This is a genomic window from Mesorhizobium sp. FG116, from assembly GCF_057809835.1.
Genome location: NZ_JBMDKS010000042.1, coordinates 1 through 17,514, shown reverse-complemented (window position 1 = coordinate 17,514; position 17,514 = coordinate 1). Strand labels below are relative to the sequence as shown.

16 protein-coding genes and 2 pseudogenes are annotated in these 17,514 nt (G+C 57.8%); 5 read left to right on the top strand and 13 right to left on the bottom strand.

Annotated features, from left to right (window positions below; translation table 11 throughout):
- Nucleotides 1-152: 152 nt before the first annotated feature.
- Nucleotides 153-518, top strand: a pseudogene (locus ACODTY_RS22125) (helix-turn-helix domain-containing protein); the annotation flags it as partial.
- 114 nt (nt 519-632) lie between these two features.
- Here the strand turns inward: ACODTY_RS22125 and ACODTY_RS22120 are convergent.
- The 12 genes from ACODTY_RS22120 to ACODTY_RS22065 form a co-directional block, all read right to left on the bottom strand.
- Nucleotides 633-2,630: a type IV secretory system conjugative DNA transfer family protein gene (locus ACODTY_RS22120; protein WP_488996338.1), complete on the bottom strand. Its 1,998-nt coding sequence runs from the start codon at nt 2,628-2,630 to the stop codon at nt 633-635.
- Nucleotides 2,627-3,655 carry a P-type DNA transfer ATPase VirB11 gene (gene virB11, locus ACODTY_RS22115; protein ID WP_488996337.1) on the bottom strand — a complete coding sequence of 343 codons (1,029 nt, stop codon included), beginning with the start codon at nt 3,653-3,655 and terminating at the stop codon, nt 2,627-2,629. The genes ACODTY_RS22120 and virB11 overlap by 4 nt, the downstream gene beginning before the upstream one ends.
- Nucleotides 3,636-4,850, bottom strand: a complete 1,215-nt coding sequence (gene virB10 / locus ACODTY_RS22110; protein WP_488996336.1) for a type IV secretion system protein VirB10 — start codon at nt 4,848-4,850, stop codon at nt 3,636-3,638. The genes virB11 and virB10 overlap by 20 nt, the downstream gene beginning before the upstream one ends.
- A complete protein-coding gene (locus ACODTY_RS22105; protein ID WP_488996335.1) occupies nt 4,847-5,659 on the bottom strand; it encodes a TrbG/VirB9 family P-type conjugative transfer protein in 813 nt (270 codons plus the stop codon). Before ACODTY_RS22105 ends, virB10 begins: the two co-directional genes overlap by 4 nt.
- On the bottom strand, nt 5,656-6,348 hold the full coding sequence (locus tag ACODTY_RS22100) for a VirB8 family type IV secretion system protein (protein WP_488996334.1): 693 nt from the start codon (nt 6,346-6,348) through the stop codon (nt 5,656-5,658). The genes ACODTY_RS22105 and ACODTY_RS22100 overlap by 4 nt, the downstream gene beginning before the upstream one ends.
- 35 nt (nt 6,349-6,383) lie before the next feature.
- Nucleotides 6,384-7,391 carry a TrbL/VirB6 family protein gene (locus ACODTY_RS22095; RefSeq protein WP_488996333.1) on the bottom strand — a complete coding sequence of 336 codons (1,008 nt, stop codon included), beginning with the start codon at nt 7,389-7,391 and terminating at the stop codon, nt 6,384-6,386.
- 228 nt (nt 7,392-7,619) lie between these two features.
- Nucleotides 7,620-8,321: a type IV secretion system protein gene (locus ACODTY_RS22090; protein ID WP_488996340.1), complete on the bottom strand. Its 702-nt coding sequence runs from the start codon at nt 8,319-8,321 to the stop codon at nt 7,620-7,622.
- Between the two features lie 11 nt (nt 8,322-8,332).
- Nucleotides 8,333-9,400 carry a lytic transglycosylase domain-containing protein gene (locus ACODTY_RS22085; RefSeq protein WP_488996332.1) on the bottom strand — a complete coding sequence of 356 codons (1,068 nt, stop codon included), beginning with the start codon at nt 9,398-9,400 and terminating at the stop codon, nt 8,333-8,335.
- Nucleotides 9,397-11,811 carry a VirB4 family type IV secretion/conjugal transfer ATPase gene (locus ACODTY_RS22080; RefSeq protein ID WP_488996331.1) on the bottom strand — a complete coding sequence of 805 codons (2,415 nt, stop codon included), beginning with the start codon at nt 11,809-11,811 and terminating at the stop codon, nt 9,397-9,399. The genes ACODTY_RS22085 and ACODTY_RS22080 overlap by 4 nt, the downstream gene beginning before the upstream one ends.
- 2 nt (nt 11,812-11,813) lie before the next feature.
- A complete protein-coding gene (locus ACODTY_RS22075; RefSeq protein ID WP_488996330.1) occupies nt 11,814-12,113 on the bottom strand; it encodes a VirB3 family type IV secretion system protein in 300 nt (99 codons plus the stop codon).
- Between the two features lie 3 nt (nt 12,114-12,116).
- A complete protein-coding gene (locus tag ACODTY_RS22070) occupies nt 12,117-12,464 on the bottom strand; it encodes a TrbC/VirB2 family type IV secretion system protein (RefSeq protein WP_488996329.1) in 348 nt (115 codons plus the stop codon).
- An 11-nt stretch (nt 12,465-12,475) separates the two neighbouring features.
- Nucleotides 12,476-13,483, bottom strand: a complete 1,008-nt coding sequence (locus ACODTY_RS22065; protein ID WP_488996328.1) for a lytic transglycosylase domain-containing protein — start codon at nt 13,481-13,483, stop codon at nt 12,476-12,478.
- Between the two features lie 51 nt (nt 13,484-13,534).
- Here ACODTY_RS22065 and ACODTY_RS22060 point away from each other — a divergent pair, with 51 nt between their 5' ends.
- The 3 genes from ACODTY_RS22060 (at nt 13,535) to ACODTY_RS22050 (ending at nt 15,498) form a co-directional block, all read left to right on the top strand.
- Entirely contained in the window at nt 13,535-14,149 is a 615-nt protein-coding gene (locus tag ACODTY_RS22060) for a hypothetical protein (RefSeq protein WP_488996339.1), read from the top strand.
- Between the two features lie 131 nt (nt 14,150-14,280).
- Nucleotides 14,281-14,994 carry a thermonuclease family protein gene (locus ACODTY_RS22055; protein WP_488996327.1) on the top strand — a complete coding sequence of 238 codons (714 nt, stop codon included), beginning with the start codon at nt 14,281-14,283 and terminating at the stop codon, nt 14,992-14,994.
- A 249-nt stretch (nt 14,995-15,243) separates the two neighbouring features.
- Nucleotides 15,244-15,498 carry a hypothetical protein gene (locus ACODTY_RS22050; RefSeq protein WP_488996326.1) on the top strand — a complete coding sequence of 85 codons (255 nt, stop codon included), beginning with the start codon at nt 15,244-15,246 and terminating at the stop codon, nt 15,496-15,498.
- Nucleotides 15,499-16,013: 515 nt separating this feature from the next.
- Here ACODTY_RS22050 and ACODTY_RS22045 read toward each other — a convergent pair.
- Nucleotides 16,014-16,184 (bottom strand): annotated as a pseudogene (locus tag ACODTY_RS22045) (YegP family protein); the annotation flags it as partial.
- Nucleotides 16,185-16,781: 597 nt separating this feature from the next.
- Here ACODTY_RS22045 and ACODTY_RS22040 point away from each other — a divergent pair.
- Complete coding sequence (locus ACODTY_RS22040; protein ID WP_488996325.1) at nt 16,782-17,246, top strand: Ros/MucR family transcriptional regulator; 465 nt, start codon at nt 16,782-16,784, stop codon at nt 17,244-17,246.
- Nucleotides 17,247-17,514: the final 268 nt, after the last annotated feature.

The following is a 17,514-nucleotide window of genomic DNA, read 5'->3' as shown; positions in this document are numbered from 1 at the left end:
GATCGCGTTAGCTTCGCCAGGCTGCCGGTCGCACTTCAGCGAGAACTCACAGCGCAAAGTTAAAATGTCCTGTTTCTGCAAAGTAGGAATGTCGCTCTAGCTGCCCGGGTGTCAGTGTCCCTGCCCACCTCGACAGCGTGGGAGACAGCAGATTGGGACTGATCGTGATGAGCGAGCGCGAGCTGCAACGCATCGAGGTGCTGTCGAAGGTTTTGGAGCGGCGTATGACGGTTGTCTCGGCAGCGCATGTGCTGGATATGACGACCCGCCAGGTCCAACGTCTGCTGAAGGCGTTCCGGGCCGAAGGCGCCGCAGCACTTCGTCACAAGGCTCGAGGACGACCGTCGAACCATCGATATGTCGCTGGCGTCGGCGAACTGGCGGTTCAGTTGGTTCGGGAACACTATCTCGATTTCGGGCCAACCCTGGCGCATGAGAAGCTGATTGAGCTGCACCGGATCTCTGTTGCCAAGGAGACGCTGCGGCAATGGATGACCGAGGCCGGCATCTGGATTTCGCGCTTTGGTGCCCCTGTGCAGACCCGCATCTGGGTGATTGGCGCTACGTTGAATTCGCGCGTACGTGTAGCAGACGGCGTTCGCCTTGTGCCCTGAACGGCTGATCGCGGTGGGTCATTGTTCATCCGCCCTACCGTCGGCAGCTTCTGGGGTGATCGTATCCAAAACAGCGGACAAAAATTCAGAATGCGCATCGGACTTGTGGGACATCGTCTTGTCACGAACCAATTTCTGAAGTGTTCGGGAAGCTTTCTCGAACCGGGTTTCGATTGAAACCGGCATCCCTGACGCCGTGTCCGGTCCAGAGGCCACCCTTGGAACCTGTTGATGCGTATCAGGTTTAAGCAAATCCGGCAGGTTGGCCGGCGAGGCGCAGGCGCTTGCCAACTTGGGCTTGTCTTCGCTGTTGTCCTTGCCCATCCCTTTGATTGCGATTGAAATTGCAGGAATGCCAACTTCTGGAAGAAACTCAATGGTTGGTGGAAAGGGGATATTGCTCCTCGAAAGTTTTTCAGGGTCGCTGAACTCGGCAGTCGTATAAAATCGGAGTTTGTCAGCCAAGATTGGTCCCTGCCCTTCCGGAAGGATGACCATCTTGTGCGACGGCATTCTGCGAACCTCTTGCGGCATCATCAGATCACGCTCGGCCACATGCTCCACTGTCGTTCGCCGGTGCATGCCCATGAGTTCAAGAGTGCGCGATTCGGTGGTGTAGCGAACGGTGCGTTTGCCCAAGCCGCGGGAGATGCTCTCCGCAGTCACGGGATCGTTTGCACCAAAGGCCAACTGGTAGGCACAGTTTCCCATGAGCGAATGGCGTGGGGTTTCGCCATAGATTTCGTCGAGGGCCTTCAAGTCCTGGATGATAAAGGCCATCTTGATTCCGTAGCCGGCCACATAAGGCAACTTGGTGGTGATTTCGCTCATCTTCTTGAGTTGGCGAAACTCATCCAGGAGAAAATACACCGGCACGGTACCTGACACATCTTCGAGCATGAATGTGTCCAATGCCTGCTGGATAAACAGCGAGATTAGAGGTTTGAGGAGGACGATGTCGGTTACATTTGGGGCGAGATAGACGGAAACCGGCCGGTAACGCATGGCACGAAAATCCATGTCTGTAACACTGGTCGCGGCTGCAATCCTTTCGTTGCGAAACGGCTGCAACGCCTTCTGCACGTCCAGCAATGCCGAGGCGGCGGTGCGCTCTGAAAGCGCCAGATAGGAATTGAAGCTCTGCACCGTGAAGCGTGACAAAGAAGGCTCTTGGTCCCTGATGGTTGCCATGAGCGTCTGGAGGTTCGTACCGCTGTTGAAGAAGGATGTAACTCCGGCGAGATTGCGCCGCCCTTCGTAGCAAATACTCTCGGTAACGTAACTGATTACGCCTGCCATCACCTGCTGCGCAGTTGCCTGCCAGATCGCGTTTTCCGAGCCTACATGCTCTGGGATTAGGAGGCTCGCGATGTTCTGGATATCGGTTGTCCGGTCGCCACGATCTGGTCGTATGAAATCCAGCGGGTTGTAACGGTGAGTGCGGTCTGATCCCGGTGCAAACAGAAAGACCTGATTGCCTTGGGATTTCCGATAGCCTGCGGTACTGCGGAATATCTCGCCCTTCAGATCGGTGACGATCATCGAGCCTTGATGCATCAATGCATTGGGGATGACATAGCCGACGCCTTTGCCTGATCGTGTCGGTCCTATCACCAGATGATGCCGATCATCATCGGTTCGCAGGATCCGGTGTCCAAAGCGCCCAAGAACATGCCCCCTCCTCTGAAACCATTTCCCTCGCCGCAACGACTGCGCATCCTGGAAGTGCGCATCACCTAAAGGAGTCGATTGCGAGTGAAGGCCGGCGTAGGCGACCGCGCCTGCTCCCAATAAGGCGGGAAGAACTGCGCCAAGCGCAATGGTTCGAAGCACGGGGCTGTCTGAATAAGCGGCCAGTTGCAAGAAGGGCGCAAATGGGTTTTTCGTAATGGTTACTCGCAATATGCGACCATCGCCGTAAAGGGCTTGCAGCGCAAACCCGTAGGAAAGGGCCCAGATAACCCCGCCAATCGCAAGGCTGAAAATCACGTAGCAGAATCGCAATGGGCCACTCACGAATTTCCCGGATCACGCGCGAAGAAGATTTCAGAAACGCGGCGGCGGCCGCCTTCCCGCACCAACTGGATCACGATCGGGATCACGTTTTGGATATATGAGATCAGGTCGACCTTCGGATAGGCAGCCGATAGACCCGCTTGCATGACCATCATTGCAAGCTGCTCGTAAGCTCCCAACGGGGTATCGGCATGGACCGTGGACATCGAACCAGGATGGCCCGTATTGATCGCTCGCAGGAAAGCAAAGGCTTCCGAGCCTCTGACTTCTCCCACGAAGAGCCGATCGGGGCGCATTCGCAACGACGCCTCCAACAAGGACTGGATTGTAACGTCAGCTGTGCCCTGGCTGCCGCGTGATGCGATGAGGTGCACGACGTTAGGTTGCGGCGGGAACAACTCTCTGGTGTCTTCAAGCGTTATGATGCGGTCTTGCAAACTGGCCGATTTCAGACAGGCGTTGAGAAAGGTCGTCTTGCCGGTCGATGTTCCCCCGCTGATGAGAATTGACACGCGCCTTGCGACAGCGGTGCGAATGAAGCCGTAAATATCTCCCTCGCGAAGAAGGCAGATCAGGGCGCGGTCGGTTTCACTCAGGCCACCCAGCGCAATGGCAGCGCCCTTAAGGGCATCTTTGTCCCGGTAGTCTTCCAGGGAAAAGTTGCTGACAATCTGCTTGCGGATCGAGATAGCGCCGCCGTCGGATGCGGCTGGCGGAAGAACGATCTGGATGCGTTCACCTGAAGGCAGGTTTGCGCTCAGCAAAGGACTTTCCACGCTGATAAACTGATTGCTCGCCGCGGCCACGCGCTCTCCGAGATTTACGATTTCAGCGCTTGTGAGTTGGTCAAGCCGATGCAGTTCCATCTGCTCTGCGCCAAGTCGCTCGACGTAGACCACCCCCGGTCGATTTACCGAGATCTCGACCACTTCCGGATCGTCAAGAAACGCCCTCAGCGGCGCTAACGCCCGGTTGAGAAAGTAGTATTCATCTCCCCAATGGAAATCAGTCGAAGCCACGCTCACGACGAATATCCTTCAGAGCTTCGGTAACCGGATCGTCGTACACAACGGAAAAGTCGAGATCCTGACGGACGAACACGAACAAGCGTTCACCTTGGCTGATGCGTATCGTAGGTGGAATCTTCAGGCTTTCGCTTAAAGTCCGGTTGGCCATGTCCGAGAAGGTCTGCGCGATTGTCGCGCGAGCAACGTCCTCCGGCTGGCCCGTGTCGTTGCCTATCGCCGCACGACTTCCTCCGCCTGCCAGGTAACTTGAACCGCCACCAACGATGGAAAGCAGGATCGCGGCTCCAAAACGCTCACGGAACTTCTTGTCGACCTCACCGATCAAGCCTGCTCGCCCGAGACTGTCAGCACCTATGGAATTCAGCCGCACCGTTACGCCATCATCCCGCAGGAGGCGCGTCCAGACCACGAAAACCCGGCTCTGGCCCTGCATGATTTCCGATTGATATTCGCCCACGAGCCGCGTCCCGGACGGGATGAGGATCCGGCGGCCATCAAGCGAATAGACGTCCGACGAGACGACGGCGCGAACCTGTCCCGGCAGATCACTCACGATGGCGGTTTCGAGGATACCCGGTATCAGTGTTCCTTCCGGCACGAGGGCGTCAATGCGCCCCAGCTTTTTTGCCTTGGCTGAATGGTCACCGAGGTTCGAAGCGCTCGACAGAAACCTGCTTGCGCGATCTTCACCGGCAACCGCCGATCCCTCGGCCTGCTCCCCGCCTTGTAAGCTTTGCGCGGCATTCGCTTCCGCGGTCTGGTCAAACACGATCATCGTAGAGCGATAGCGGTCCGGAAATTCGGCTTCCGGGGAAGTAACCGCAGCAGGAGGCGACGGCGCGTTTGCCGCCGCTGGAGGAGGCGGAACCTGAAACTGGGTGGTATCAACCTTGTCCCGGACTGGAGCAGGCGGCGGCAGGTTGATTACCGCGGGAGATGCCATAGGGGCTTTTGCGCCATCGTCGTTCATAAACGAGGGCGGGCGAAAGACGGTCGTTTTGAATTCTTCCTCGCCAGTCATCATGTCGCTCGCGGGCTCTTCCTTACCTGCCAGCATGAAATAGCCGGCCACAAGCCCGACCAGGATGGCCAGCATGCCACCCAGCAACTGCCTGCGGCGTATTGAACGATCGGCGACTTCAGGGAGATCGGCCTGCAGGAGCGCCTCAAGTTCCAAGGCTCGCTGGCTCAATTCCCGCTCCTATTCCGAAGCGTCGCATTTGTCTCTGCCAAAGGTCCCGAAGGATCGGACCGAGGCGCACCAAAAGCCGGCGCACGCAGGTTGAATACACAGGTCCATCGATTTCCGTCGCGTAGCGTGAACTGGAGTGCGCTGCCATCGATGACGACGAAGTCCCCTTCCCTGCGAAAGTTGACAAGTGTTTCGGAAAAGTCCGGATCGACGGCAAAGATCGCTGGAACCTTGGCGCCGAATTTGAAGAAGGTTTTCTTGCCGTCGTCAAAAACCATGAGAGGTTTCAATCCGGTATCTCCTGAAAACGAGTAAGCCAGGTTCACGTTCGACTTGTCGATGCCAGAGATGTTTGGCCATGCCGCGCGTTGTTCGGCTTGCCCACGCAAGGCGGCGTTGAGACGTTTCTCCGGATAGACAAAACGTATGCCGAACACCTTGTGTTCGTCTTCGGGAGCGAAATCACGCAGTTCCAGATAGTAGATGCGTTGCGTCGTCACGACGTTCATGTTCGTCGCCACGTTGCGTGCGGTCGGCTTGATGAAGAGAATATTGCCCTTGTCAGCCGGGACAACCTGCCAACTGTCCGTGTCGCCAAGCGAGATGGTCTCGAATTTCTCGTCCTCGTCGAAGACAACCATGGTCGAGATGCCATAAGTGGCGAAGACCTGGACGACATTGTTTTCCTGGTAGGTAACGCTGGTGACCCGCTTGTCCAGCGAGCCTGCCTTGGGAGTCTGGGCGCTGTGCGCCCATGGAGAAACAGCAACCAGTCCAATGAGGGCCATAGTGAACGACAGCCTGTTCATTGTCCCTGCTCCGCAACGCTCTCCTGATCGCGGCGATAGGAATAGACCTGGAAGCCCAAAGGGTTCTCGAAACGCCATTCATTGCGCATGGGGGTGTCGGTGTATCGAAACCGGACGACAGAAATCCAGTGACGCACAACGGTGTCGGTTTCGCTCTTCTCGGTGGTCGAAAAGCGAACAATTGCTGTGCTTGGGTTCGGAAATGTAACAGCCTTCACGTCGACGAGAACGTGTTTCAGGCGACCATAGAGCTTGGCGGGATTTTCAGGGTTTGCCGAACTGAACAGCGCTTGCAACTCGCGCGCCGCTCCGCCGGTGGACAAGAGTGCGGCAATGCCGAAACTTTCCTTGATCGCATTGGGATCATAGCCTTCCCGACTGCGAATATAGCGCACGACATTGGCTTGGGTGACAGCCAGCTGCTCCGTCAATTTGGACGGCCTCGTCAAACCGGACTGGACCTCGATATAGCCGGTGGTCCGGTCCACGGTAACGATGTAGGGTTCGAAGCTCTTCAGAGGCAGCAGGAGTACGATGGCCAGTAATGCAAGCGCTGCAAGCCCAGCAAGGACAAGCGCTGCAGACCAAGCCACACGGGCGGATCGATTGGCCCGTTTGATTATTTCGTGTTCCCAGACGTCCCCCTCCTGGAAATAGGAAGTGAGCGCCCGCTGTGTACTTTTAATCATGGATTGCCCGATTGCTTGCTGTCGTTACCGGCTTCTTACGCCGCCGTCGCGTTCGCGTTGCGAAGGATCGATCGCTGCATTGCAAGGCCGGTCGACGATTGCGCGGGCCGCAGCCGCGCCTGGACACGTTGGATAGCTGCCTGGCTTTGTGCCGCAGTGTGTCCGAGGCCGGCGCGGCCCCAGACAATGCCTGTCGCGGTCAGATTGCGGGAGCGTGCTCCAACCGGAATAGCGAGGCCGCCCGCTATCCCTTGCGCGAGCGACTGGACCTGGAACAGGACAAAGCTGCCGGCGATGCAAAGCATAATGAAAGCGGCGAGGTCACTCAACTTCAGTTCGCGGTTGCCTGACATCTCGTCGATCTTCGTCAATTCCGGTTGCATCGCCGCGATCAGGAAAGCGGCGATCACGTAGACGAACAACGGAATAAGGGCATAGAGCAGGGACTGGTTAAACCAGCCGATCGCAAAAGGCCGGGTGACGTTGAAGAACATGCACGAGATGAAGATCGGAGCTGTTCCGAGCAAAACCCACAGAAGCACCTTCGCAAGCACCAGGATGCCGAGGGCGATCGCCACAAACAGGCCCGCGAAGACCATGATGATCATGCCGATCAGCGCAGGTAATACTGACAGGTAGCCTGCTTGCTCGGAAAACGCCGAAGCTGCGATGTTGGCTGTCTTCCATATTTGCGACAGGCCGTTGGTCGGCTCGACTATGCCGGTTCCGGAAGCTGCAAGGATTGCCCGGCCTGCAGCTTCGGGGACATTCGTCACCCATTGGTAGACGAGCGCGTCGAAGCTGCCCCATGAACCTGCGAGGATGAGGATGACGAGTATGCGCGTGAGACGGGCCACGATCTCTGCGACCTTGAGCCGGGTTGAACCCAGGATGAGCTGGATTCCATAGAAGAGAACGGCAAGAATAAAGAGCGCGCGCAGCAACGGGGCAATGTCCTGGCACAGCGTCTCGAAGGCGCTGTGAGAGAAGTGCTCGCCCGATGCGTCGATGCGCTCAAGCAATTCTCCTATGAAATCATTCACTTGCCTGCCCCTGTTGCATTGGTGATTGGAGAGCGTCGATTGCAGCCAGGACTGCTTTCCGATCGGGATTTACCGGCGACAGCGGTCCACACCCGGATGAAGGCGCGGGCGCGTAGCTCGTCAGGTTTGCCGGCCTCTTGCACGGCGCAGTCTTTTCTTTCGGCACTGCGCAAGCGCAAAGCGAGAATGCCAGGACGAAAATAGCCGCATATGAGAAGCGGAGATCGATCATTCGTATTGCAAAGCCTTGCGTGTGTTGGAGATGTCGGTGAGCTTGCGCTGGTTTTCCGCATGCAGGGACTGCACGCCAGCATTGAGGACGCCGATCATTTCGTTGAGAGTCAGACCTGTTTGGACCTGAAGTTGCGTGTTCTGATCGATCGAGCCCTTTATGTCCTGTGCCTGACCGATCTCGTGGCCGGCGCTTTCGAGAGCCGAGCGCCGCGTTCGTAGTGCCTGCCCCGCCCCTGTGATCACTGCGGACACACCGAGCACGGTCTTCATCAACTCCTCGTAGGAGCGGTCGCTCGCAAGTGAACTGTCTTGTTTGCCTGAGAGCGACTGAACGAGATGAAGGCCGTTTATGAAAGCAGCGGCGGCTCGGGCAACTTCAGGGCTCATGGTCCCGAAATCCGCCACTCCGCCCTTCAGCAATGTATCGAGACCGGGTACGCTCGATACACTGAAGCCATTTCCGATTGCGAGGTTGTCGAGCTTTCCGGCTTCGCTCCCCCGATCGCCGGTGACGGCTTCCAGTGTCTTTTCTACAGTTTGCAGGATGTCCTTGTTTGTATTGAGGATTTTTTCCGTCGTTTCTGCCGTTTTTCGCGCCACGGCGTAGTTGGTCTTGTCGATAACTGGAATGTCGGCAGCGGCCGGCAAGGCCATGGTGACTGTTGCAGCACAAAGTGCCAGTAGACGTTTTTTCATGCAGATCCCCTTCAATCCGGAATGAGCTGCAATCCAGCTTGAAGGTCGATCTTCTGGATGCAGGCCTGGTGTCGTTCGTCCGAAGCGACAGCCCGTTGAGGTGCGCACGGTTCGAGGGGTTGACGACCGTCGGCGGATCCGGACGTCTCGTAGTGACTGGAACGGCTCGTTCCGGACATGTCGCTTAGCGTCATCGCGTTGCCCGTGTTTGCGAGCTCGGCGAAGGCCGAGCCCAGCTGAAGCAACTGTTCGAGCAGTTCGATATTCGCGTTGCGGACGCCGCTGTTGTGATCCCAACTGTCCTGGATCGTGGCCGGGGACATGCTGGCAAGTTGTGCGAGCCAGGAGGCGACATCTGCCGAGCCCTCCGCTATCGAGGTTGTCATGCCCATTGCATTGAGGGTGCTGGTGCGGGCGGCTTCAAAAGCCGTTGTTTGGCCGCCGTAGCCGACAGGCATGCTTGAACCGTGGGAACCGCCCAACGCCGGAAGCCACTTGTTGGTAATGGCGGCGACATATCCCTGCGTCTCCCGAAACGGGGGAATGCCGCCATATTTCTGCACGTTGCCCGGGCCGGAGTTGTAAGCGGCCAGAGCAAGGGAAACGTTGCCGCCAAAATACTCCAGCTGTTGCCGATAAAAGCGTGCGCCTCCGCGGAGGTTCTGTTCCACATCATACGGATTGACACCCAGATCCCTCGCTGTCTCAGGCATCAGCTGCGCAAGCCCGATCGCCCCAGCGCTCGACTTCGCACATGGATTGAAACGGCTCTCCTGATAAACCAGCGCCAGGAACTCGTTTTCGTCGACCCGCTCTTCACGCGCGACCCGGCGGACGAGGTTGGCGATGGTGGAGTTGGCTTGCGCCGCTGAAACAGGATCGTTTTTAGGTCCCGGCCGATAGATCGAGCAGGTGATCGCCTCACCCTTCATCTGACGGCTGCTATCTGTGGCGTGAATGTCCAAGGTCGCTTGCGCGCGCTCCTGGAATGGCGCCAGCTCGGTCCGATCAATGGTGGGGATGTCCGCGAATGCAGGCCCGGACAACAGGGCAAGCAGCACGGAAAAGCGCCTGGTCATGTGGCTGGCTCCCAGCCGCAGAATTCCGGAAGCCAAACAGCAGGGTCCTCCCCCAACCGAGCGCGCAAGACTGCGCAGGCCTCGATCGTTTCCTTGCGCCCGGAGAGAACCTTGACAATGTCCGGCATTGCCGAAAGGTCGAGCCTGGCGATGACGGAATCGGCGCCGTGTTGGATCAGGAAGCTGTGCCGCTCCGGCGGCGTGTTGCGGATGAAGGCGTATTCCTTCGCGGTCAAGCCGAACCGCTGCATGTAGCTTTCCTCGTCGGCGCGAGGATTGGGAAAGTGAAGGTTGGTCGCCGACTGCTCGATCAATGTATGCGATTGCGGCGCGCCGGCGATGTCGGCGGCAGACTGGGTCCCAAACCCGACAATCCCGTTCAATTTGCGGATCGTCTTCATCTTGTCGACGATGAAGGTCGAAAACGTCTGATCTTGCAAAAGCTTCCAGCCTTCGTCCATGAAGATCAGGACCGGCTCACCCGTGAACAACTCTTCCAGGCGGTGGTAGAGATACATCAGAGCCGGGGTGCGCACTTCCTCGCTGTCCAGGATGTGCGTCATGTCGAAGCCAAAGATGCGCCGCCCCGAAAATGACAGGACGTCCTGTGGGGCATTGAAAACCCACGCCCGCTCGCCCTCGTACCAGGGCCTGAGGCGCGACTGGAGATCATTGGCGTCGGCGCGCGCGCGTCCCATCAGCAGCCCCGAAAGGTTGGCAAGCGTTCGCTGGCCGACAGGTTCCTGGCAAATGCGGCCGATGGCGCGTTCCAGCGTCTCTTCCTCGCGCCTGTCGAAGCCGCCGCCACTGGCAGGCCGGAGCATGGCTTTCAACAGCCGCAACAGGAAATCCCGATTTGCGGGAGTATCTTCAAGCTGCAAGGGATTGAATCCAGTGGGTGCGCCCGGCTGGAGGATCTCGTAAGCGCCACCTACAGCCCTTATGAATATCTCCGCGCCACGGTCCTTGTCGAAGAACACTGCCCGTGGTTCAGGTCGCACGCGGAACGCTTGTGCAAGCAGGAAAGTAAGCGCGACCGTCTTGCCCGAACCGGTTGGACCCGTGACGAGGAAGTGGCCAATGTCGCGCTGGTGGAAGTTGAAATGATAAGGGGTCTGAGAGGTGGTCTCCAGGACCGAGATCGGCAAGCCCCAGTGCACGCCCGTCACCTGGCCGGTCGCGAAATTGTGCATGGAGGAAAAGCCCGAGAAATTGGCGCTCGACAGCATCGCGGAACGGGCGATGTAGGCATGGTTGCCGGGGAGCTGGGCCCAGAACGAAGCCTCCAGGTTGAGGTCCTCCCGCAACCAGGTGATGTTCATGTCGGTGAGACAGGAGCCAAGTTCCGATACCGCCTTGTCGACCCCGGCCAGATCGCGTGACAGGCACAGAAGACTGAAATGATGGTAGCCAAAAACCGCTTCCTGGTTGAGGAGGGTGTTCAAGGCGAAATCGATGTCGGTCTCAACCGCACTGCCGGATTCGTCGGAAGCCCCGATCTGGCGCTGCAGCCGTGAGATGCGCTCCTGAGCCACCGGTTTGTCGGCAAGGGTAAATGACTGCGTCAGGATAAACTCGTGGTTTACTTGCAGCAGCCCATCGAGCATTCCCGGTCCGGAGAAAGGTGGATATTCCTTGATTGAAACCATTGCTCCGAAACGGTTGTCGGCCGCGGTCGACCCTTGAGCCTGGATCACGCGTTTGGAAAAATGCAGTCGCGAGGTGCCGACATAATTGCGGATACCCATTCTGGGCAGTCGCATCGGCGAAGCCAGGCCGCAAGTCAGCAAGCTATTGAAGAACTCGCAGGGCTCGGAATAGGGTTCACCGTCGCGGTGAACGATCCCAAGTTGCCTTGCGCCATATTGCCGGAGTTCGCGCACCACGTTGCCGGTGGCTTCTTCCAGCTCTTTTATTTGCTCGGCCAGCCTTTGCTGGCGCCCTTGCGGGCGCAAGGATCTTGCAAACAGGTGCCCTACGGTTTCAGCGGCTCCAAGGGCGCCACGCATGCCGGCGCGGACAATGGTCAGATAGAGTTCGTTGGCGAACATGCGCCTGGTTCGCAGGCTCGCCATGTAGCGCTTGTCGAGCAATTCGCAGAACGGCTCGCAGAAAGCCCCGCCAACCAACGGCTTTACTTCCTTGCGTACGACCGTCGACCATACCGAATAGCGGCTTGAACCGAGCGCCCTGATCATCGTGTTGCGAACGCTGGCGCGCATGTTAAGCTCGGACTGGTCTTCGGTTTGGAAGAAAAGCCCGTCGAGCTTGACCACCGACAGGACCGCGCCACTTTCCAGTCCGACGACCGTTTCCGATACGTGGCGCAGGTAGGGAATATGACGTGCCATCGGTCTGTCTCGGCGCGCCTCGCGTCCGAAACCGAGTTCATTGGCGATGATGTTCTGCATGATCACGGCCCATAGGAGTTGGTGTGCCAGAACACCCGGTTCTGCGTCCGTGGCGTCCGTCGCCCTGCAACCTGAACAAGATCAAGGATACGGATGTCGCGGCTGCAGAAGGCGAAGAGAGTGAGGTAGGTCACCGGCGCGATGACGGCTGCCCAGAAGCTCACCGTCACCAGAAAAACGACAAGGGTGACGCCGATGATGAGGTAGAACGCCACAAGGGGAACACCCCACATCATCGGAGTGCGCGTCAGCCCGATCACCAGCGGCGTCAGCACCGGCTTTTCATCAGCTATGTCACGCACGGTTCAGTTCCCGACGGCCGAGATCATCTGGTCGACGATCGCCGGGGCTCCAAAAACCAGCCCGATGCCGAGAACGACCGCGCCGGCGGTAAACCAGGACAGCCGGCCTGCGAATGCCAGGAACCCCAATCCGATGACGGCGATGATCGCCAGCAATCTGCCGAACGGGCCCGTGATGAAATCGACGATCATCTGCACCGCTGTCTCGAGGGGCGCGAAAGGACCGGAACTCTGCGCAAGCGCAAGGTCGGCATTGCCAAGATGGAACGCTGCACAGATGAAAGAGACCAGCACGCATCTTTTGATGAGTGTCGAGGCTCGTGATGAAATGCGCCCTCGGATTCTCTTCATGTCGTCAATCCTTAGAATTGCATGACGCCGGCTACCCACTGCCGCGTCTTTCCGGGCGCGTTGTCGCCGCCGTTCAAAGTAGGCGCAGCGCCTTGTCTTGATGCTGGCTGGCCTGCGCCCCAGTGGTGCGGCGCCGGAATGCCAAGCTGGTGGTTGATTACCTTGGCGATATAGTCGATCGTTTCAGGAAATGGCGGGACGCCGCCATACTTGTAGATGCTGTCCTCGCCGGCGTTATAGGCAGCCAAAGCCAGTATGGGGTTCTGGAACTCCTGGAGTAGCAGGCCGAGATAACGGACGCCGGCATCGATATTGGCCGCGGAATCGCACGGCTCCGCTACGCCAAAGCGGGCGGCGGTTGCAGGGACCAGTTGCATCGGCCCGAGCGCCCCGGCCGCCGAATTCCTGTTCTGATCGAGATCGCTCTCGACCGCCGCAACAGCGACGGCGAAGGTCTCGTCTATCCCCTGCCTTCTCGCCGCTGCTTCGACAAGCGCGCGGATAGCATCAGGCGTGAATCTGGAAGGGCCACATTGGACGCCCCGAGCGGATGGCGCGGCTCCCTGGCTTGCATATGAGACGTTACCAATATGATGGATATTATCGCTCTTCGAGTTACCAAGCATATTGGTAATATGTTGCACCTTTGTGAAACTGAAAGGTTCCCTCTTTGCAGGTATGGAGAGGCTGGATCCAGCCGCGAAGCTTGGAAGGATTTGGCCGGTGGCCGTTGTGATGTATTCGGCTGGCGGCTTTGGGTCAAGGGAGGCGAATACCGTCGACGCAGCACCGGATTCTTCGAAGAATTGCCCAAATCTTGCTGGAATAGGCCCGTTTTCTTCTGCCAATGAGGGACTTTGGTAGAGTGACGGAAGGCCGACTGTCAGCAGGACGAGCGCATTGACGGCCGGGCGGCAGATAGTCGACCGGCGTCGCGGATAAAGGTTTGTTGTCATTCGTAGCGGAGACTCATTCCAATCAATATGCTTGAAAATGAGTTGATCGTTGATGGCTGTCAAGCTATAAAATTCTGGAATGGTAGTAATAGGAATAAACAAAAAGGCAACATAATGAGGCGTGCGGGGATAATCGCGGCAACGGTCGCGGGCGCGGTGGCGGTTGTTGCGCCGGCCTGGCCGGCGGAGGCTGTGAATGAGGCGTATGTCCGTTCGCTGGCGGTTCCGGGAAAAACGGTTCTCGTTGTCGAATACTATGATACGGGAGGCAAAGTGGTAGCTCGCAAGGGCTACGTGTCGGCAACCGGCTACCAGGTCACCTCCCCGACCGACTTTCGTGTCGACGAAACTGTCTCATTGCATCTGTTCGGTATCGAACCCTGCGATGGCGCCATGGTGAACCGCCGGGAGGCCTACGCAGGGACTTGCGCGGCCTTTGCCAGACAGGAATTCGAGGTGGCGGTGACAGCTGCGAAGGTCATCTTTTGCAGAGCCTTTCTCACCGAGCAGACAGCGCCCATTCAGGACGCGACCTGCTATGGCTACTATCATTTCCCCGGCAGTCTCGATTCCGTGAACATGATCGAGGAGCAACTGGTCTCGATCGGCTCGCATCGCATTGCAAAAAAGACCGATGGCTCGCCATCCCGCGAGGACCTGCTCGAGGCGGAAAAGATCGGACGCCAGGGCTACGGCATGTGGGCCGACCGCAGGATCCAGCATCAATGAGATTTGTCATGTCGTTTTCCAGAGGATCCGGCGTGACCAGGTCTGCCCTCGCGTTTCCTGGATCAACTCGGTCCCCGCAGGCTTGCACGAAAAGCCGTTCGGCGAACCTTCTTCCGCCGGCAAAACAGGCGATGCGGCTCGCGAAAGACTTGCGCGCAGCAGGGCTTGTCCTGTTTTTCCAGACCAGCGCCCTTGTGCCTTGCCCGACCTTTGCCGCTGATCTGGCGACGAATCCGGACGTGGAAAGAAAAGCCGGGCAGCGGGCACACGCCGCCAGTGCGGCACAGACCATAAGCGGGCGCGTTTCTGTGCTGGACGGCCACACGCTCTGGTTCCCCGATTATGGGATTGCAGTCCGGTTGGCTGGTATTGACAGCTGCGATGTGGCCCAGTGGGCTTTCGATGCATCGAAACACGGCGACACCTCGATCCTCAAGCCGGTGCCTTGCGGCGCTCTGGCAAGAGCCTGGCTGCGGCGCATCGTGGGATCTGGACAGGTAGACTGTAGGGTTTCCTCCAGTGCTGGGTCGGGCATTTTTATGGGCGCCTGCAGGGCGGGCGGCCGCGACCTCGCCATCGGAATGCTGCGTGTCGGTTGGGCCAGGGCCACAATGCCCTCCCCTTTCCCCTCCCGGTATCTGGCATGGCAGCGCTACGCGATGAGCGCCCGCTACGGCATCTGGGGAACTTATGTGCTGGACATGGACGAATGGCGGCGCAAGTCCGTCGACACCACCCTTTCGCGCTCACCGATAGCGGACTTCAACCTGCTTGCCGAACGCGAGAGCGAGATTTCACCATTGTTCGAAGACAATCGAAAGCGGCCGCAACGCATGGATCGATAGTCTGTCTGGAGGTATACAATGCACGCAATAGCTATGGCCGTCGGCGCTGCCATTCTCACATGTGGATGTGCTTCGTTTCCGGGCCATCTCCATGCCAGCGAATGGGGGTGCGAAGTTCTCTTGTGCGCCGCCTCGTCCAATCCGTCCTGGCGTGAGGTGCCAGCCTGCCATCCGCCCATGATGCGGTTGATTTCCGCAATGGGCCATTGGGGCTTCGATTGGCCGAGATGTCCAGAGGCTGGAACCGGGATGCCGGGCTACGAACACTATAAGGAGTGCCCCGAGGGATGGTCGGTCGGATATGGCGCATCCGATCATCGTGGTCGCAGCGAGCCAGACCTTTGCATCAAGGTTCCTGATAGATGCAGAGTGCGCCTGCGCGAAGATGACGGCTGCCGCGACGGCGTTTCCATGGTGCGGCCAATCCGCAGCGAACCCTATTACTTCGATATCCCCGGTGACGATGGAAAAGTCACAAGGCATTGGTTCAGCCTCGACCAATAGCGTTCGATACGAGCGAGGATGACAAGCTTACGCGGCAGGGTTGTTCGGATGGGTTTGCCCCATCCCGACGTCTCATAGGTAGTCGTCACGTCAGCCAGCCTGCCGGCGCAACGCCTGGTATGTAGAGCTAATCTTCCTTCAGATGTCGCCGCTGATGCTGTGCGCCACATGAGGAAGTTCTTTTGTACCTTATTCGATGCATCGGCGTCCCATGTATCTGACAAGCCGAATCCGAATGGTCCAATCAGCTTTAGACAACAGGTGCCGAGTGGGCTGACATCTGGTCAACCACATTCAGTTGCTGACCGTCGCAGAGTCGGCAAGAAAAGATATTACCCAGCCTTGGACGACGTCTAAGGCTTCTTCGCTGCCTTCGTGGCTTTTGGCTTCTGAGGGGCCGCTTTTGCCACGGTCGACTTTGGCTTCGCCGCTGACTTTGCAGCCGGAGCTTTCTTAATGCTGCCGGAACTGGAGGCTACGGCCTTGGTAGCGGTAGCCTTTTTTGCGGGTGGAGCTTCTTCCACCACAGGAGCGTCGGCTGCTTTTTGCTTGACCGACGCAATCGCCTTCATCGCCGACGCCTTGGCTTTGTATCCTTCGGAACTGAAGACAATTTCTCCGTTGGCTGCCCGGTAGCGAAACCTGGTTTCGCCCTTCTTGTCCTTGTAGACCTCGAACTTGCTCATTTGATTCCTCTCCACGGATTTGTCCGTCAGGCAATCTGACCGACTTCAAGAGCTTGCCTCGTTGACAGAACTCTGTCGACTGAGCGGATAGTCTTCCCCCAAATAACAATGATGCGGCGCAGACCACCCATTGCCCTCTCGAGCTCCAACGAGTTCAAGAGTGCTGCTTATCGATCAAGGTTGGGGGCTCGGGTTTTCTTGGAGGATGGCGCGAGTGTTTAATTTCTCACAGATGCATGCCGCGGATCGTTTTGGCGACTGGGCCAATTGCCGGAATAGTTGATTTCGCATAATGCCCTTGCTGATGGCTCCGCCGATGGTTGTCTTCCATCATTGACTTTGCCTCGCTTTTCGGACGCTTCTTTTGGCAATTTCCTCTTCCGTTACGGGCAAACTCCTTATCCGCCGCCGGTTCGCTGTAGCTGATCAGCGGGGACGTCCTATAATATCCCGGCAGACAAGTGGCGTTCTCTGTCCATCGACCAACCATCAGCTTTCACCCTTGCATATTGCATGGTCCGCAACATCATTCTATCAACAGACAATACTTGACACATCATATCACTCTCCCTGCCGTCCTGTTCCAGCGAGGCCTCCATGACCGAAGAACAAGAAACCAAGTCCGGGTTTATCGAACTGACAGCAGACGTCGTCTCGGCCTATGTCGCCAACAACCCGGTTCCTGCGAACGAACTGCCGGCTTTGATCCAGCAGATACATCAAACGCTGTCTTCCTTGGGTTCGGCTGGGATTTCCGTAGAACTCGCAGCAGAAAAGCAGAAGCCGGCAGTGCCGATCAGGAAGTCTGTCACGCCGGACTATATCATCAGCCTTGAGGATGGTCGGCAGTTCAAGTCGCTCAAGCGGTATCTACAGACCAGCCACAACATGACGCCTGACGAATATCGCGCCAAGTGGAACTTGCCGTCCGACTATCCTATGGTTGCTCCCAATTATGCAGCCCGACGTTCGGCGCTCGCCAAGAGCATGGGGCTTGGGCGCAAAGCCGCGCCCGTCTCACGGGCCAAGCCTGCCCGCAAGAAGGCCGCCACACGAAAATAAGATCGCTTGATGTGTAAGCGGGCAGCCGATCTCAAGGCTCGACCATCCGGTTCTGCGACGGCCTTTCGTATCAGGAGAACTCAGTAAGGAATAACGTCCCAAAATCTCATTGGGATAGATGGTCGTCGTCCATATGGTGCGAACCTGCACTCATACGATTACGAGCGCTGATATGGTTGGCCGATTTCATGGAACTTCATTGGTCTTTGCGGTGCCCGTCCCTGGTGTAGCCCCCTATTAGGTCCTGGCGGATAACCGCATGACATCC

What these genes read in the sequence shown, in the direction of transcription:
- ACODTY_RS22050 (WP_488996326.1), top strand. Translation starts at nt 15,244, where the DNA reads ATGCCGGGCTACGAACACTATAAGGAGTGCCCCGAGGGATGGTCGGTC.
- ACODTY_RS22080 (WP_488996331.1), bottom strand. Translation starts at nt 11,811, where the DNA reads ATGCAGAACATCATCGCCAATGAACTCGGTTTCGGACGCGAGGCGCGC.
- ACODTY_RS22070 (WP_488996329.1), bottom strand. Translation starts at nt 12,464, where the DNA reads ATGAAGAGAATCCGAGGGCGCATTTCATCACGAGCCTCGACACTCATC.
- ACODTY_RS22055 (WP_488996327.1), top strand. Translation starts at nt 14,281, where the DNA reads ATGCGGCTCGCGAAAGACTTGCGCGCAGCAGGGCTTGTCCTGTTTTTC.
- ACODTY_RS22060 (WP_488996339.1), top strand. Translation starts at nt 13,535, where the DNA reads ATGAGGCGTGCGGGGATAATCGCGGCAACGGTCGCGGGCGCGGTGGCG.
- ACODTY_RS22040 (WP_488996325.1), top strand. Translation starts at nt 16,782, where the DNA reads ATGACCGAAGAACAAGAAACCAAGTCCGGGTTTATCGAACTGACAGCA.
- ACODTY_RS22105 (WP_488996335.1), bottom strand. Translation starts at nt 5,659, where the DNA reads ATGAACAGGCTGTCGTTCACTATGGCCCTCATTGGACTGGTTGCTGTT.
- ACODTY_RS22100 (WP_488996334.1), bottom strand. Translation starts at nt 6,348, where the DNA reads ATGATTAAAAGTACACAGCGGGCGCTCACTTCCTATTTCCAGGAGGGG.
- ACODTY_RS22090 (WP_488996340.1), bottom strand. Translation starts at nt 8,321, where the DNA reads ATGAAAAAACGTCTACTGGCACTTTGTGCTGCAACAGTCACCATGGCC.
- ACODTY_RS22085 (WP_488996332.1), bottom strand. Translation starts at nt 9,400, where the DNA reads ATGACCAGGCGCTTTTCCGTGCTGCTTGCCCTGTTGTCCGGGCCTGCA.